The 16190-nt window shown below is 65.1% G+C and carries 16 protein-coding genes; 7 read left to right on the plus strand and 9 right to left on the minus strand.

Going from position 1 to position 16190, the window contains the following annotated elements; all coding sequences use genetic code 11:
* Positions 1-6 precede the first annotated feature (6 nt).
* From glyQ to NX773_RS00415, 3 genes are all read right to left on the minus strand, one after another.
* On the minus strand, positions 7-921 hold the full coding sequence (glyQ, locus tag NX773_RS00405) for a glycine--tRNA ligase subunit alpha (RefSeq protein ID WP_258854429.1): 915 nt from the start codon (positions 919-921) through the stop codon (positions 7-9).
* A gap of 101 nt (positions 922-1022) precedes the next feature.
* Positions 1023-2591 carry an apolipoprotein N-acyltransferase gene (lnt, locus tag NX773_RS00410; protein ID WP_258854430.1) on the minus strand — a complete coding sequence of 523 codons (1569 nt, stop codon included), beginning with the start codon at positions 2589-2591 and terminating at the stop codon, positions 1023-1025.
* On the minus strand, positions 2591-3472 hold the full coding sequence (locus NX773_RS00415) for a CorC family transporter (protein WP_258855816.1): 882 nt from the start codon (positions 3470-3472) through the stop codon (positions 2591-2593). Before NX773_RS00415 ends, lnt begins: the two co-directional genes overlap by 1 nt.
* A gap of 168 nt (positions 3473-3640) precedes the next feature.
* On the opposite strand from NX773_RS00415, the gene NX773_RS00420 reads away from it, so the two are divergent.
* Together NX773_RS00420 and NX773_RS00425 are read left to right on the plus strand one after the other, a co-directional pair.
* Positions 3641-4096, plus strand: coding sequence for a (2Fe-2S)-binding protein (locus NX773_RS00420; RefSeq protein WP_258854431.1), 456 nt, complete (start codon positions 3641-3643; stop codon positions 4094-4096).
* 11 nt (positions 4097-4107) lie between these two features.
* Positions 4108-6342, plus strand: a complete 2235-nt coding sequence (locus NX773_RS00425) for a xanthine dehydrogenase family protein molybdopterin-binding subunit (protein WP_258854432.1) — start codon at positions 4108-4110, stop codon at positions 6340-6342.
* Positions 6343-6471: 129 nt separating this feature from the next.
* Here the strand turns inward: NX773_RS00425 and ybeY are convergent, their stop codons facing one another.
* From ybeY to miaB, 3 genes are read right to left on the minus strand one after another with little or no spacing between them, the layout of a single operon-like run.
* On the minus strand, positions 6472-6945 hold the full coding sequence (gene ybeY, locus NX773_RS00430) for an rRNA maturation RNase YbeY (protein WP_258854433.1): 474 nt from the start codon (positions 6943-6945) through the stop codon (positions 6472-6474).
* The gene (locus NX773_RS00435; RefSeq protein ID WP_258854435.1) at positions 6926-7990 is read right to left on the minus strand and encodes a PhoH family protein; all 1065 of its coding nucleotides are present in this window, start codon (positions 7988-7990) and stop codon (positions 6926-6928) included. The genes ybeY and NX773_RS00435 overlap by 20 nt, the downstream gene beginning before the upstream one ends.
* On the minus strand, positions 7987-9348 hold the full coding sequence (miaB, locus tag NX773_RS00440) for a tRNA (N6-isopentenyl adenosine(37)-C2)-methylthiotransferase MiaB (RefSeq protein WP_258854436.1): 1362 nt from the start codon (positions 9346-9348) through the stop codon (positions 7987-7989). The genes NX773_RS00435 and miaB overlap by 4 nt, the downstream gene beginning before the upstream one ends.
* Positions 9349-9965: 617 nt before the next feature.
* Between miaB and NX773_RS00445 the strand changes: the two genes are divergently transcribed.
* A complete protein-coding gene (locus NX773_RS00445) occupies positions 9966-10376 on the plus strand; it encodes a hypothetical protein (RefSeq protein ID WP_258854437.1) in 411 nt (136 codons plus the stop codon).
* Positions 10377-10491: 115 nt separating this feature from the next.
* On the opposite strand, the gene NX773_RS00450 is transcribed toward NX773_RS00445, so the two are convergent.
* Both NX773_RS00450 and NX773_RS00455 read right to left on the minus strand, forming a co-directional pair.
* Complete coding sequence (locus NX773_RS00450; protein WP_258854438.1) at positions 10492-11331, minus strand: HDOD domain-containing protein; 840 nt, start codon at positions 11329-11331, stop codon at positions 10492-10494.
* Entirely contained in the window at positions 11328-11651 is a 324-nt protein-coding gene (locus tag NX773_RS00455; RefSeq protein ID WP_258854439.1) for a hypothetical protein, read from the minus strand. The genes NX773_RS00450 and NX773_RS00455 overlap by 4 nt, the downstream gene beginning before the upstream one ends.
* 207 nt (positions 11652-11858) lie before the next feature.
* Between NX773_RS00455 and gstA the strand changes: the two genes are divergently transcribed.
* From gstA to NX773_RS00470, 3 genes are all read left to right on the plus strand, one after another.
* Positions 11859-12467, plus strand: coding sequence for a glutathione transferase GstA (gene gstA / locus NX773_RS00460; protein ID WP_258854440.1), 609 nt, complete (start codon positions 11859-11861; stop codon positions 12465-12467).
* A gap of 44 nt (positions 12468-12511) precedes the next feature.
* Entirely contained in the window at positions 12512-13069 is a 558-nt protein-coding gene (locus tag NX773_RS00465; RefSeq protein ID WP_258854441.1) for a DUF1697 domain-containing protein, read from the plus strand.
* Between the two features lie 89 nt (positions 13070-13158).
* Positions 13159-13344 carry a hypothetical protein gene (locus tag NX773_RS00470; protein WP_258854442.1) on the plus strand — a complete coding sequence of 62 codons (186 nt, stop codon included), beginning with the start codon at positions 13159-13161 and terminating at the stop codon, positions 13342-13344.
* Between the two features lie 13 nt (positions 13345-13357).
* Here the strand turns inward: NX773_RS00470 and NX773_RS00475 are convergent, their stop codons facing one another.
* On the minus strand, positions 13358-13636 hold the full coding sequence (locus NX773_RS00475) for a PEP-CTERM sorting domain-containing protein (RefSeq protein ID WP_258854443.1): 279 nt from the start codon (positions 13634-13636) through the stop codon (positions 13358-13360).
* A 501-nt stretch (positions 13637-14137) separates the two neighbouring features.
* Between NX773_RS00475 and NX773_RS00480 the strand changes: the two genes are divergently transcribed.
* Positions 14138-16105, plus strand: coding sequence for an AAA family ATPase (locus tag NX773_RS00480; protein WP_258854444.1), 1968 nt, complete (start codon positions 14138-14140; stop codon positions 16103-16105).
* Positions 16106-16190: the final 85 nt, after the last annotated feature.

The following is a 16190-nucleotide window of genomic DNA, read 5'->3' on the forward strand; positions in this document are numbered from 1 at the left end:
CCGTTCTCAGGCCGCGTTCTTCGCCGCAGCCGGCAGCATCGGGAAGCCGAGCTTCTCGCGCGAGTCGTAATAGGCCTGCGCGACCATGCGCGACAAGGTGCGCACCCGGCCGATGTAGGCCGCGCGCTCGGTCACCGAGATCGCGCCGCGCGCGTCCAGCAGGTTGAAGCTGTGCGATGCGCGCATGATCTGCTCGTAGGCCGGCAGAGTCAGCTGCAGCTCGATCAGGCGCTTGGCCTCGGACTCGTGGTTGGCAAAGGCCTGGAACAGCAGCTCGGTGTTCGAGTGTTCGAAGTTGTAGGTGGACTGCTCCACCTCGTTCTGGTGATAGACGTCGCCATAGGTCAGGCGCTTGGTCTCGCCGTTCTCTTCCCACTCGGTCCACACCAGGTCGTACACGTTTTCCACGCCCTGCAGGTACATGGCCAGGCGCTCGATGCCGTAGGTGATCTCGCCCAGCACCGGCTTGCAGTCAAGGCCGCCGACCTGCTGGAAGTAGGTGAACTGGGTCACCTCCATGCCGTTGAGCCAGACCTCCCAGCCCAGGCCCCAGGCGCCCAGGGTCGGGCTTTCCCAGTCGTCCTCGACGAAGCGCACGTCGTTCTTCTTCAGGTCCAGGCCCAGCGCCTCGAGCGAGCCGAGGTACAGGTCGAGGATGTTTTCCGGCGCCGGCTTGAGCACCACCTGGTACTGGTAGTAGTGCTGCAGGCGGTTCGGGTTCTCGCCGTAGCGGCCGTCCTTGGGGCGGCGCGACGGCTGCACGTAGGCGGCACGCCACGGCTCCGGGCCGATCGCGCGCAGAAAAGTAGCGGTGTGGAAGGTGCCGGCACCGACTTCCATGTCGTAGGGCTGGAGCAGGGCGCAACCCTGCTTGTCCCAGTAGGTCTGCAGAGTCAGGATGATTTGTTGGAATGTGAGCATCTTGTAAGGCTTCGCGCGCATCGGCCCGCGACAAGGTGGGTTTGCTAAATGACCAATTTTAGCGGTTTTTGATGGCCCGCTGGAGCCTGATTTGGGGCAACTTACTGAACTTTAGCCTTTTTCTGTTGGTAACGTCGCCCGCTGAGCCAAGCGCCCAGCAGCGCAAGGCCGGACAAGGCGAGGAACAGCAGGTTGCCAAAGCGGATGTACGGCGTGGTCCCTGCCATGCCCTGCACGCTGGCGGCCAGCACGCCCTGCTTGTAGTAGGGGATGAGCTGGCGAACCTCGCCCTTGCCGTCGATGACGGCAGTGGCGCCGTTGTTCGTGGCGCGCAGCATCGGGCGGCCGGTTTCGAGCGAACGCATGCGCGAGATCTGCAGGTGCTGCGGGATCGCCACCGACTCGCCATACCAGGCCAGGTTGGATACGTTCAGCAGCAGGGTGGCTGGCTGCCGCGCGTCGCGCAGCTGTTTGGCGATCTCTTCGCCGAACACGTCCTCGTAGCACACGTTGGGCAGCACGAATTGGTCCTTGACCGCGAACGGCGCCTGCACCGCAGCGCCGCGCGTAAAGTCGCCCAGCGGGATCTGCATCAGGTCGGTGAACCAGCGAAAACCGGTCGGGATGAATTCGCCGAACGGCACCAGGTGGTGCTTGTCGTAGCGGTAGCTTTGCCCCTGCGGGCCGATGCCGGCCACGCTGTTGGCGTAGTTGACCGGGCCGTCGGACAGCGGAATGCCGAACATCAGCCAGCTATTGGTGCGGCTTGCGAACGCCTTGAGCTCGTCGAGGTAGCCCGGCGGCAGCTGGTGCGGGAACACCGGGATCGCGGTTTCGGGCGCGGCCACCAGGTCGGCCGGCGCGGCAGTGATCAGGTCGCGGTAACGGGTGAGGATGCCGAGCAGGTGCTCGTTGCTGAATTTCTCGTCCTGCGCGATGTCGCCCTGCACCAGCCGCACGCTGATCGGTTTGCCGGCCGGTTCGGTCCAGTCGACCTGGCGCAGGCCCCAGCCGGCGAGCATCAGCGCGGCGAACAGCGCCACGCCGTGCCAGCGCTTGCGCTGGGTGAGCATGACGATGCAGCCGGCGCACACCGCGGCCAGCACGCCGATGCCGTACACGCCGACGATGGGCGCGAAGCCGGAGAGCGGCGCGGTGTTATGCGCGTAGCCGGCGGCGGCCCACGGAAAGCCCGTGAACACCCAGCCGCGCATCCATTCCGACACGCCCCACATCACCGGCAGCACCGCCATCAGGAACCACGTTACCTGCAGCGTGAAGCGCTTGCGCAGCCACGCGGCAGCGCCGGCGGCGAACGCGCCGAACAGGCCCATGTACAGGCCGAGCAGGGCAATGGCGATCGCCGACAGGATCGCCGGCAGGCCGCCGAAGCGGTTCAGCGCGATGTACAGCCAGTGCATGCCGCCGACCGACCAGCCAAAGCCGAACGCCCAGCCCAGCAGCGTGGCGCGGCGCACCGAGTTGCCCACGCCGACCTGGTAGAACAGGTAAGCGAGCGAGAGGAACTGCAGCGGCCACCAGCCCAGCGGCGCGAACGACAGCAGGCTGGATGCGCCCGCGAGCGCCGCCATCACCAGCGCCTTGGGGCTGGGTCGGGTGCCGCGCGCGGCCGGGTTGGGGGAAGTGGCGTTCTGGCGTCGGAAGCGCATCAGTCGTGTTCGTGTTCGACGATGACGGGCAGCTTCTCGACCAGCAGTACGTGGATCTGGCGCGCGTCGGCGCGCAGCACTTCAAAGCGCAGGTTGTCCAGGTCGAACACCTCGCCCTTGTGCGGCATGCGGCCCAGGTGGCTGGCCACCAGGCCGCCGATGGTATCGACGTCGTCGGCCGGCAGGCTGGCTCCGATCTCTTCGTTGAACTGCTCGATCTCGGTCAGCGCCTTCACGCGCCAGCGCGGGCCGTGCTGGCCTTCCTTGATCGACAGGATGTTGTCCTCTTCCTCGTCGAAGTCGTATTCGTCCTCGATGTCGCCGACGATCTGCTCGAGCACGTCCTCGATGGTGATCAGGCCGGCCACGCCGCTGTACTCGTCCACCACGATGGCCATGTGGTTGTGGTTGGCGCGAAAATCGCGCAGCAGCACGTTCAGGCGCTTCGATTCCGGGATGAAGATCGCCGGGCGCAGCATGTCGCGCACGTCGAACGACTCTTCGGCGTAGTAGCGCAGCAGGTCCTTGGCCAGCAGGATGCCGACCACCTTGTCGCGCTCGCCCTCGATGGCGGGAAAGCGCGAGTGCGCCGTTTCCAGCACCGTGGGCATCCATTCGTCGATCGGCTTGCTAATGTCGATCACGTCCATTTGCGAGCGCGGCACCATGATGTCGCGCACCGACAGGTCGGATACCTGGAACACGCCTTCGATCATCGACAGCGCGTCGGCGTCGATCAGGTTGCGCTCGTGGGCGTCGTGCAGCACATCGAGCAGCTCGGCGCGGTTTTCGGGCTCGGGGGAGATGAGGGCGGTCAGCCGTTCGAACAGCGACCGGTGGTGTTTGGCGTCCGAACGGACGTCCGCAGGGTGCTCGGGCATAGTTGGCATGAGAGCCGTTGTTGCGATGGGCGATAGCATACACTAAAAGCGGTTTTGCCTGTTTTTTGGGCAGTTCGCCACGTGCGCGTCGAGCCAGCCGTACTTTGGTGTGCGCCGCCGCTGCCGGCCTTGGCCTATAGTTGGCGGCCTGCCATCGAAGGAGCCACCATGCCCGCCCTGAACATCAACGGCACCACCACCAACCTGGACGTCCCGGACGACATGCCCCTGCTGTGGGCACTGCGCGACGTCGCAGGCCTCACCGGCACCAAGTTCGGCTGCGGCGTTGCCCTGTGCGGTGCCTGCACGGTGCACCTGGACGGCCAGCCGGTGCGCTCGTGCGTGACGCCGGTGTCGGCGGCGGCCGGCAAGCAGGTCACCACCATCGAGGCGATCGGCAACGACCCGGTGGGGCAAAAGGTGCAGGCGGCGTGGAACAAGATCGACGTGGTCCAGTGCGGCTATTGCCAGTCCGGCCAGGTCATGTCGGCCACCGCCCTGCTCAAGTCGAACCCGCACCCGAGCGACGCCGACATCGACGGCGCCATGGCCGGCAACATCTGCCGCTGCGGCACCTACCTGCGCATCCGCCATGCGATCAAGATCGCGGCCGGCGCCAAGTGAGGGGGGGCGGCATGGACACGAAGACACCGCAATCCCAGGCGCGCCGTCGCTTCATGCAGTTGTCCGCAGCCGCGGGCGGGGGCATGCTGTTCGGCTTTTCGCTGTTCGGCTGCCAGAAGAAGGAGGGCGAGAGCCGCAACGAGCCGCCGTCCGAGCGCGCGGTGGGCGCGGCCACCACCGCCAGCACCAACCAGGCACCGGGCCTGGCACGCGACGCCTTCATCCGCATCGACCGCGACGGGCTGGTTACCTTCATCGTGGCCAAGGTCGAGATGGGGCAGGGCACCTTCACGGCCATGCCGATGCTGCTGGCCGAGGAGCTGGGCGTGGACCCGTCCAAGGTCAGGCTGGAGCAGGCGCCGGCCAACAATGCGCTGTATGCCGATCCGCTGCTGGGCGGGCAGGTGACCGGCGGCTCGACCTCGGTGCGCGGCGCCTGGAAGCCGTTGCGCGAAGCCGGCGCCACGGTGCGCTCGGTGCTGGTGGCCGCGGCGGCCAAACAGTGGAACACCGACCCGGGCGCCTGCAAGGTGATCGACGGGCGCATCCTGCATCCGGACGGCAAGCAGTCGCTCGGCTTTGGCGATGTGGCTGACGCGGCGGCCCAGCTGCCGCTGCCGCAGAAGGTGGACCTCAAGCCGGCCAGCGGCTTTACCCTGATCGGCAAGCCGCATCACCGGCTCGATTCGACCATCAAGGCCAATGGCCAGGCGCAGTTCGGCATCGACGCGCGCCTGCCGAACATGGGCATCGCGACGGTGGCCATGGCGCCGGTCCCGGGCGGCAAGCTGGCCGGGGTGGACGAGCAGAAGGCGCTCGCGGTCAAGGGCGTACGCCAGGTGCTCAAGCTCGACAATGCGGTGGCGGTGGTGGGCGACCACTTCTGGGCCGCCAAGCAGGGACTGGCCGCGTGCGCGCCGCGCTGGGACGATGGCCCGAACGCGAACGTGAGCACCGCCTCCATCGTGGCCGACATGACGAAGGCGTCGGAGCAGGCCGGCGCGGTGGCCACCAACAAGGGCGAAGCCTTGAAGCGCCTGGGTGACAAGAATGGCCGGCGCATCGACGTCGTCTACGAGGTGCCGTTCCTTGCGCATGCAACCATGGAGCCGATGAACTGTACGGTGGACCTCAAGCCCGACGGCTGCGACGTGTACTGCGGCACCCAGGTGCCAGCCTTTGCCCAGGCCGCGGCGGCCAAGCTGACCGGGCTGCCGCTGGAAAAGGTGCGTGTGCATAACCACTACCTCGGCGGCGGCTTCGGGCGGCGGCTGGAAGTGGACTACGTGGCGCAGGCGGTGGCGCTGGCCAGGCTGGCCAAAGGGCCGATCAAGGTCGTGTGGACGCGCGAGGAGGACGTCCAGCACGACATGTTCCGGCCGTACTACCTGGACCGCATGTCGGCCAGGCTCGACGACAAGGGGATGCCGGTGGCATGGTTCCATCGCATCACCGGCTCGTCGATCATGTCGCGCTTTGCGCCGCAGGGTGTGAAGAACGGCGTGGACCCGGACGCGGTGGAGGCGGCGGCCGAGATCCAGTATGCGATTCCCGACATCCGGGTCGAGTACGTGCGCCACGAGCCGCCGGTGGCCACCGCGTTCTGGCGCGGCGTGGGGCCGACCCACAACGTGTGGGCGGTCGAGACCTTCATCGACGAGCTGGCGTTCGCGGGCAAGCACGATCCGGTCGAGTTCCGGCGCGCGCTGCTCAAGGATTCGAAGCGCAAGCTCGGCGTGCTGAACGTGGCCGCGCAACAGGCCGGCTGGGGCAAGCCGGTCGCGAAGATCGCCGGGCGGCGCGTGGGGCGCGGGGTGTCATGCCAGTTCGCGTTCGGAACCTACCTGGCGCAGGTGGCCGAGGTGTCGGTCGGACCGCAGGGCGACGTGAAGGTGCACCGGGTGGTGTGCGCGGTCGATTGCGGCCACACCGTCAATCCGGACCAGGTGGTGGCGCAGATGGAAGGCGGGATCATCTTCGGGCTCACGGCCGCGCTGTGGGGCGAGATCACGCTGGACAAGGGCCGGGTGCAGCAGTCGAACTTCAACGACTACCGCGTCATGCGCATCAACGAAGCGCCGGTCATCGAGGTCCACATCGTCAACAGCACGGACGATCCGGGCGGGATCGGCGAGCCGGGCACCTCGGGCGCGGGGCCGGCGCTGACCAATGCGATTTTTGCCGCGACCGGCAAGCGGATTCGCAGGCTGCCGGTGGGGGACCAGCTGAAGATGAACAAAGCCTGAGCTCGTAGGGTGGGCAGGTCCTCCTGCCCACGCGTTCAATTGGTGGTGTTGCAGACGCACCGTTGAACGCAGTCGTGCCTTGAACGCGTGGGCAGCAAGCTGCCCACCCTACGGTCACGGCAATGGCCGTCAGTCGTTCTCGGGATACGGATCCGGATACCCCAGCGCTTCCAGGATGTCGCGCTCGAGCTGTTCCATCTCTTCGGCTTCCTCGTCGTGCTCGTGGTCGAAGCCCTGTGCGTGCAGCACGCCGTGCACCACCAGGTGCGCCGCGTGCTCCTCGACCGTCTTGCCCTGTTCCTCGGCTTCGCGGATCAGCACGTCGGTGCACAGGATGATGTCGGCTTCGCTCGGTTCGTCGTCGTCGAGCTCGGCCCCTTCGTTGTAGGCGAAGGTCAGCACGTTGGTGGCGTAGTCCTTGCCGCGGTAGTCGCGGTTCAGCGCCAGTCCTTCCTCGGCATCGACAAAACGGATGGTCAGCTCGGCCGGGCCGAGCAGGGTGGCCTGCACCCACTTCTTCAGCATGGCGCGGGTGATCGTGGGCTCCAGGCGCGCGTCCGGGTACTGGACGTTCAGGCTCAGTTTATGATTTTTTTCTTGCATGTTTTACCGCCACCGGTTTGGGCAAGGCCGCGATCTCGTCAACCGAGCTGGCCTTGGCATAAGCATCCACGATACGCGCAACCAGCGGATGGCGCACCACGTCCGCGCTCGAGAACTGCGTGAACGCGATGCCGCGCACGTCCTTGAGCACGTGCGTGGCATCGACCAGGCCGCTCTTCATCGTCTTGTGCAGGTCCACCTGGGTCACGTCGCCGGTCACCACGGCCTTGCTGCCGAAGCCGATCCGGGTCAGGAACATCTTCATCTGCTCGACCGTCGTGTTCTGCGCCTCGTCCAGGATCACGAACGCGTGGTTGAGCGTGCGCCCGCGCATGTAGGCCAGCGGCGCGATTTCGATCACCTGCTTCTCGAACAGCTTCTGGGTGCGGTCGAAGCCCAGCAGGTCGTACAGCGCGTCGTACAGCGGGCGCAGGTACGGGTCCACTTTCTGGGTCAGGTCGCCCGGCAAAAAGCCGAGCCGCTCGCCCGCTTCCACCGCCGGGCGCGTGAGCACGATGCGCTTGACCGCGTCGCGCTCGAGCGCGTCCACCGCGCACGCCACCGCGAGATAGGTCTTGCCGGTGCCGGCCGGGCCAATGCCGAAGCTGATGTCGTGTTCAAGAATCGCGCGCAGGTACTGGATCTGGTGCGGCGTGCGCCCGCGCAGGTCGCTGCGGCGGGTCTTGAGCGTGGGCGTGACGTGCTCGGGGGCCGGCTCCTCGCCTTCCTCGTCTTCTTCCTCGGGCTCGGCCGCAGGCAGGCCTGGCTTCAGGCCCGAGCGCTGCTCGACCAGCGCGAGCTGCACTTCCTCGATCGGCACCACCTTGTTGGCCACCGCGTAGAAGCGCTCGAGCAGTTCGACCGCGCGCCCCGCGTTGGCGCCGCTGACGATGAATTTTTCGCCGCGCCGGAAGATGGTCACGTCCAGCGCCGCCGAGATCTGGCGCAGGTTCTCGTCGAGCGGCCCGCACAGGTGGGCCAAGCGCGTGTTATCGAGCGGCTCGGGAATGAAATACGACGGCTGTGTTGGGGTCGGTGTTTTCAACTGGCTTTGGCAATCGTGTCAATGTTGGGGACGAGCTCGCCGCGCAGCGTGTAGCCCATGCTCTCGGTGATGCGCACGTCCACGAGCTGGCCGATGAGCGATTCGCCCGCCTCGCCCGGCGCGAACACGACCACCCGGTTGTTTTCCGAGCGCCCGGTCAGTTCGCCATTGCCGGCCTTGGCCACGCCTTCAACGACAAGGCGCTGCACGGTGCCGACCATGGCGGCACTGGTCTTGCGGGTGTTCTCGTCGATCACGGCCTGCAGGCGCTGCAGGCGCGCGAGCTTGACCTCGTGCGGGGTGTCGTCTTCCAGGTTGGCGGCCGGGGTGCCCGGGCGCTTGCTGAAGATGAAGGAGAAGCTGTTGTCAAAGCCCACGTCCTGCACCAGCTTCATCATCGCCTCGAAGTCGGCATCGGTCTCGCCGGGGAAGCCGACGATGAAGTCCGACGAGATCGAGATGTTCGGGCGCACCGCCTTCATGCGGCGGATGATCGACTTGTATTCGAGCGCCGTGTAGCCGCGCTTCATCGCCTGCAGGATGCGGTCGGAACCGTGCTGCACCGGCAGGTACAGGTGGTTGACAAGCTGCGGGATTTTCGCATACGCGTCGATCAGGCGCTGGGTGAATTCCTTGGGGTGGCTGGTCACGAAGCGCAGGCGCTCGATACCGGGAATGGCCGCCACGTATTCGAGCAGCAGCGCAAAGTCGGCCACCTGCCCATCCTCCATCGCGCCACGGTAGGCGTTCACGTTCTGGCCGAGCAGGGTGAGCTCCTTGACGCCCTGCGCGGCCAGGCCCGCCACTTCGGTCAGCACGTCCTCGAAGCGGCGCGACACTTCCTCGCCGCGGGTGTAGGGCACCACGCAATAGCTGCAGTACTTGCTGCAGCCTTCCATGATCGACACGTAGGCCACCACGCCGTCGACCCGGGCGGGCGGCAGGTGGTCGAACTTTTCGATCTCGGGAAAGCTGATGTCCACCTGCGCCGAACCGGTGGCGCGGCGCGTGGCGATCAGCTGCGGCAGGCGGTGCAGCGTTTGCGGGCCGAACACCACGTCCACGTACGGCGCGCGCTTGACGATCGCCGCACCTTCCTGCGATGCCACACAACCGCCCACGCCGATCACCAGGTCGGGCTTGTCGCGTTTCAGTTCGCGGATGCGGCCCAGGTCAGAGAACACCTTTTCCTGCGCCTTTTCGCGCACCGAGCAGGTGTTGAACAGGATGACGTCGGCGTCCTCCGGCTTGTCGGTGCGCACCAGGCCATCGGCGGCGCCCAGGACGTCTGCCATCTTGTCCGAGTCGTACTCGTTCATTTGGCAGCCGAAGGTCTTGATGAATACTTTTTTCTGCATGGAGTGCTGGCGTGGAAGGGGTGCTAGTGCTTTGGCAAGGGGACGGACAGTTTACCGTAAATCGGAAACACGGGCCAAAACGCAGCCGTGTGGAGGTCCGATTTTTAATGCCCCAAGGAATCAACCATTTCCGCCTGCGGCAGAAATTGACAAAGTGGTTAGATTGTTAAATCTTGATTTTCGGGCCGGCGCTGCTACGCTGCACCATTCCCGTCGTCTTGTGCGACATCTTTCCTGTTGTAAATCAACGGCTTCTGAAAGAATTCTTATGCGCAAAATCAGATCAAGAAAACTCTTGCGTGCGCCACAAATTGTCTCAATATGTTGAAATGCTTTTGTGACAAGCTTTCCAAACGATAGCTTGATTTCGAACAATATCTTTTGTGCTCAGGTCGGCTGTACTGTAGGCGTATGAGTCTGATAATTGGTCGAAAGACAAGGCACGTCGTGGGGGAGCGGGAAGCGCTGGCGCATGCTATCCGGCACGTTCTTAAGGTGGCCATCAGATTTGTTCTGTTTAATCGGCCAAGAACGTTTTCCGGGAACTTATGTTGACGAAAGATAGTCTTTAACAAAGTTCGTAACGGAACTATTTAACCACACTGACGAGGTAAATCATGGCACATCATGCTTTGGCATCACAGGAAAGTTATAACCCGAACCACCTGCTCGACATCCTGCTCGGCAAAATGCAGCTGAAGAACGACGCAGCGCTGTCGCGCATGCTCGAGGTGGCGCCGCCTGTCATCAGCAAGATCCGCCATCACCGCCTGCCGGTGGGGGCATCGCTGCTGATCCGCATGCACGAGGTAACCGGCATGAGCATCCGCGACCTGCGCGACCTGATGGGCGATCGCCGCACCAAGTATCGCCTGTCCGATGCCCAGGGCCGCCCGAAGCCTGAAGAAAAGGCTGCCCAGCAGGCCGCTGCCGCTGCGGCCCAGCAACAGCAACAGCAACCGCAGCAGCAGAAATCCGAGGCGACGTCGTCGGACCAATCCTCGTCGTCCGGCAACTATGCGCACTAATGCCCCAGGCGTGACAGGCGCAACTGTCACGCCTGCGGCACAGCCCGGCAGCCGCACGGCGCCGTGAACGGCGTCGCGCGCTGCTTGTGCGCCCAGCCCCATGCCACCGATGGCGTCACGCCGTCAGGATGGTGGCAATTTCCTCGAACTGCAGCTCCGTTTCACGGAAGACCTGCAGCCATTCCCCTTGATCCAGCCCGAGCGCGTTCCACGCGTCCAGTGACAGGGGAGGCACCACTTCGTTCTGTTCGCCGGCCAGGTCCAGCGCGTGCGCCACGGCGTCCGCCACGTGGATCAGCGCGGCCAGCGCGCCGGCCCCCGGGCTGTCGGGCGTATGGTGGGCTGCCAGCGCCTGGCGGATCGCGTCCGGGAAATGCCATTGGCGGGCCAGCGCGGCACCGGCCAGCACATGGTCCACGCCCAGCACCGCGCGTTCGGCGTCCAGCACGGTGCCGTCGTGCGTGCTGCGCCAGGCGATTACCTCGGCGTAGCGCTGCGGGTGCAGTGTCACCAGCACCAGGCGTCCGATGTCGTGCAGCAGACCGGCGGTGAAAGCGAGGTCCTGATTCACGCGCAGGTGGCGCGCCAGCACGCGCGCGCAGGCGGCCACCGCGATGCCATGGCGCCAGAACAGCTTGTCGTCGAAGCCCGCACAGCGCCGCGCGGTAAAGCAGGTGGTCATCGCGGCTGCAATGATCAGGTTGCGCGTGGTCTGGAACCCGAGGAAGGTGATGGCTTGCTGGATCGTGTTGACCGGTGCCGCGGGACTGTACAGCGACGAGTTGGCAAGCCGCAGCGTCTTGGCGGTCAGCGCCTGGTCGGTGGCCACCTTCTTGGCCAGCACCGCGACGTCGGCATCAGCGCGGTCGATGCTGGTCAAGAGCTCCGTCACGACCGCCGGCGGTGTCGGCAGGTCCTTCAGTGCGTTGTCGAAATCGTGGTCGTCCTGGTTCATGGCGCTGCCTCCGATCCAAGCCGGTATTGCTCGACATAGCGCCGCAGCCGCGCGCGCGCCGTGCTGTCGTGCTCGCCGGCAGGGTGGCGGAACAGGCGCTCGAGCCGCTCCCTGACCAGTGCCGGGTCGGGCGCCTCGAGCTTGTCCATCACCACCGGCAACATGGCCACGCCGTGTCGTTCCAGCGCAGCAAGGTTCCCTTCGCTGAGCACGGCCCCCTTCGGCAGCAGGACCTGGCCCACGCGGTCGAGCAGCACGTCCGACAGCACCTGGCCTGGCCGTGCATCGGCCAGCGTGATCAGCTTGTATCCAGCGCCCATGTTTATCCCCGCAGTTACTTCACGGCAATCTTATCACTCGCTTTGCCCGAGTGGGGGCCAGAATGGCGATGTGGGAAAAAGTCCAGAGAGGCGAATTGAGCGGCCCCAAGCGCGCCGCGGCGCGTTGTTGTATTCTCGCCATTTCTTCGGCTCCGGCATGGAGCCCCTTGCACGCGCGCTGCGCGTTTTCACTTGAAGGATGAACTGATGAAACTGTATTTCAGCCCTGGCGCCTGCTCCCTGTCCCCCCGCATCGTCCTCAACGAGGCCGGCATTCCGTTCACGGCCGAGCAAGTTGACGTGCGCAAGAAGGTGACCGCGAGCGGTGCAGATTTCCGCACGATCAACCCGAAGGGCTACGTGCCCGCGCTGCAGCTGGATGACGGCAAGGTGCTCACAGAGGGCGCGGCCATCGTGCAGTACATCGCCGACCTGGCGCCGGCGTCGAACCTGGCCCCGGCCGCCGGCAGCTTCGCGCGTTACCAGCTGATGGAGTGGCTGAACTACATCGCCGCCGAGGTCCACAAAGGGTTCTCCCCGCTGTTCATGCCGGGCACCAGCGACGACGCCAAGGCTGCGGCGCGCACCGCAGTGGGCAACCGCCTGAACTATATCGAGCAGCAGATGGCCGGCCATGACTACCTGATGGGCTCGCAGTTCACGGTGGCCGACGCCTACCTGTTTACCGTGCTGGGCTGGTGCGGCTATGTCGGTATGTCGCTGGACGACTGGCCGGCGCTGAAATCCTACATGGCGCGCGTGGGCGGCCGCCCGGCCGTGCAGCAGGCGCTGCGCGATGAAGGCCTGGTCAAGTAAGCCGATGCTCGCCCCACGAGACAGGCTGGAGTACCATTAACCGCATGGCAGGCAAACGCTACATCGCGCTGCTGCGCGGCATTAATGTTGGCAGGGCAAAGCGGGTCCCGATGGCGGACCTGTGCAAGCTCGTCGCCAGCCTGGGCTTCGGCGACGTCCGCAGCGTGCTCAACAGCGGCAACGTGGTCTTCAGCGGCGCGCCGGCGACGCCTGCCGCCGCCGCTGCCGCGATCGAGGAGCAGCTGGTGCTGCGCCTGGGCGTGGCCTCGCGCGTGACCGTGCTGGCCAGCGACGAGCTGGCCCAGCTCATCGACGAGAACCCGCTGGTCGGCGTGGCCACCGACCCGTCGCGGCTGCTGGCCTTTGTGCTGGCCGACCCCGGCCTGCGCTCGCTGCTGGAACCGCTGTGCGGGCAGGCGTGGGCGCCCGGCGCGCTTGCGCTGGGCCGGCGCGCGGCCTATGTCTGGTGTCCTGACGGGGTGCTGGACAGTGCGGCGGCGGCTGCCGTTGGCAAGCTGCTGGGCGACAAGACCACCTCGCGCAACTGGGCCACCCTGTCCAAACTGCACGCCCTGTGCCGCGAGACTGGCACCCGGTTGTAGCGTGAGCGAAACACCCATGCGCCGCGCATAGTGCGTGCGCGCAAGAAGCCCCTTAGAATCCCCGGACATCAAGATGCCGGGAAGGAAAAATGGACAAGGACCTGCTGAAGGGCTTGGCGATTGTTGCGGGAATCGTTGTCGCGGTCGCGCTGGCGTTCGTGTTCGGATCGCGCTCGGGGCCGCAAAAGGCGGAATGCATTGCCCGCGCGCTCAAGAACGGCGTGGCCTACGCCAACATCGACAAGACCTGCCGCCTGAGCAGCCACGCCAATTGAGGCGAACGGCTGCTTATTTGAATTTTTCGCTGCTGTCGCGGCGCGCGCGGTAGCCGATCAGCACCAGGCCGAGCAGCATCATCGCGAATACCTCTGGCTCGGGCAGCTCGGACATGCGGGGGGCGGGCAGCACCGTGGGCGCCGCGGGCGCCAGCGCCAGGTCGGGCACGCGCTGCATGCGCACCGCCTGGGCCTGCGCGGCAGGCTCTTGCGGGAAAAGATCGACGACGGTGGCGTGGGCGCTGCCCACCACACCGCACGCAAGCGCTGCTGCAAGTGCGAATCTGTTCACGGTCGTTCCCCCTTCTGGTGCCAGGCCTTGCCTGCTGAGCGAATGGATCACGCGGATGCGGCACTACCGGACCCACGCCAGAGCATAACAAAAAGCCAGCGCACGTCGCGCCCGATTGAACCAGCCGGCACGCCGCGCCACACGCGTGGATCTACGCAACACATTGTTGGCCAACGATGCCGCGCAGGCCTGCATAAAGATCATTTCCGCACGCTTTTTTTGGCGACGCGATAACGAAATTTGACAGCTCGCCAACGAAAAGTTTGTCGGTTTCGCCACGTCAAAATATTTTCGGAAAAGCCGTATACACCTCGCTTTTCTTTACGGGTATAGTCTCCATATCCCCATTGCCTTCGGGCATCACAAGAATGTCAGACGACTCAGTTTGACGCCACCCAGCGGCCCCGCGCCGCCGCCTTTCCAGCTTATCCAAGGCCTACGGAAGGCAACGCTGTTTTGCAATGTCGCATCACGCGCACCCACATTTGTAGAGTACCGATAATGCCCAACTTTGCCCGACTCCAAATTGCCTTCAAGAACGTGTACGTCCGCATCCTGACGGCCGTGCTGCTTGGCATCGGCGTTGGCTTGTTCATCTACAAGTCCAACGTGCCGCAGGATCCGAGCCCGGTAATCCACTCCCAGAATATTGCCGAGATTACCCAGCTGGCCTCGCAAAAAGACCGCCTCGACTACCTGCTGGTGGCCCGGCCGCTGTCGGACGCGCCGCGCTACGTCTTCAAATTCAAGGGTTCGTCCGAGCTGCACGTGGTGAAGGTGCCGAGCACCTCGCACCTGTCGCTCGAGCGTGAAGTGCTGCTCAAGAACGCGATTCCCTATTCGATCGCCAAGGACGACTACCTGGCCTCGCACAAGGCGGTGCTGGAAGAGGAGGGCGGCTTTGCCTCGGCCGCGTTCGACTTCGTCAAGGCGCACGGCCTGAACATCGCAATCGTGCTGCTGATCCTGTACAGCCTGAAGTTCGGCATCCCGGGCATGGGCACCAGCGCCTCGATGATCACCCCTGACAAGCTCAAGGGCAGCCTGGACGACCTGATCGGCATGGACGACATCAAGCAGGAAGTGCTGCACCTGGAAGACATGATCCGCAACCGCGAGCTCTACCAGCAGCACAACATCGACAAGCCGTTCAACGTGATGCTGACCGGCCCCGCGGGCACCGGCAAGACCAAGCTGGTCGGCTACCTGGCCAAGCGCCTGGACATTCCGATGATCTCGGCGTCGGGTTCGGCGCTGGAATCGGGCTACGTGGGGGGCGGCTCGAAAGCGCTCAACGCACTGTACCGCAAGGCCGCCGCCAAGGGCCGCTGCATCATCTTCCTGGATGAAGCGCAGAGCCTGTTCATGCCGCGCGGCCGCAGCGAGAAAAAGTGGGAAGACGATACCGCCAACACCCTGCTTGGCCTCCTGGACGGTGTGAAGAGCGACAAAGGCCAGGGCGTGATCTGGGTGGTGGCCTCGAACTTCGACGACGCCTCGACCGACATGGACGAAGCGATGCTGCGCCGCTTCTCGGTGAAGATCAATTTCCGCCTGCCGAACAAGGCCGAGCGCCGCGAATTGCTCAAGAGCTTCTTGTCGCGCAAGAAGGAAGGACTGGTGGACTGGGACGACCTCGACCTGGACCAGGTGGCGGAAATCACCACCAACTTGTCGCCGGCGCTGCTGGAATCGGTGGTCGAGCGCGCCAGCATGATTTCGATCCAGGAGAAGAAGATCATCAACACCGACCTGATGTTCCGCGCCTTCGAGCGGGCCACCATTGGCCTGACCGACCGCGCCACCACGGCTGAAAAGCACAAGCAGCGCGAGCGCGTGGCGCTGCACGAGCTGGGCCACTTCTTCATGCAGATCGACCCGTATCTGCGCGCCGGGCTGCCGCTGGCCCAAGTGAAGGAGAAGTCGCACCTCATCAAGATCAGCACCGAGGCGGTGTCGAAGATCGGCGCGCTGGGCTACGTGCTGCAGTCGAACGACGACATGAGCCTGCGCACGCTGGAAGAGCTCGAGCGCGACGTGGTCGGCCTGTACGGCGGCGTGGCGGCCGAGGAGCTGTTCTACGGCGCGCGCGGCATCTCGGTGGGCAGCCAGAACGACATCGAGAAAGTGACCAAGATGCTCAACCTGATGGTGAGCCGCCTGTCGATGTACTCGCGCTCGAAGATCGACTACAGCCAGCTGCAGCAGGACGGCGCCGCCGAGCGCACGCTGCGCCAGGTGGAGCAGAAGTCGGACGAGCTGTACAACTACACGCTGGCCTCGATGCGCGACTACAAGGCAGTGATCGAGTCGCTCAAGGACACCCTGCTCGACCAGTATGTGCTGTCCAAGGACGCCGTGTTCGCGCTGCTGGAGCAGCGCAGCGCCATGCTGCCGGCCGGCCCGGTGGTGTCGCGCCCGGCCAGCCTGAAGCTGTGCGAGGAAGAGGCCGAGGAAGCGGTCGCGTAAGCACGCTCCCTCGAAGGCCGAGGCCCGCCCGCAGCGCAAGTTGCCGGCGGGCTTTTCATTGGTTACCTCATTGAAAAGCAAGGAA

This window comes from Massilia solisilvae (genome assembly GCF_024753215.1).
GTDB classification, from domain to species: Bacteria; Pseudomonadota; Gammaproteobacteria; order Burkholderiales; family Burkholderiaceae_D; genus Telluria; species Telluria solisilvae.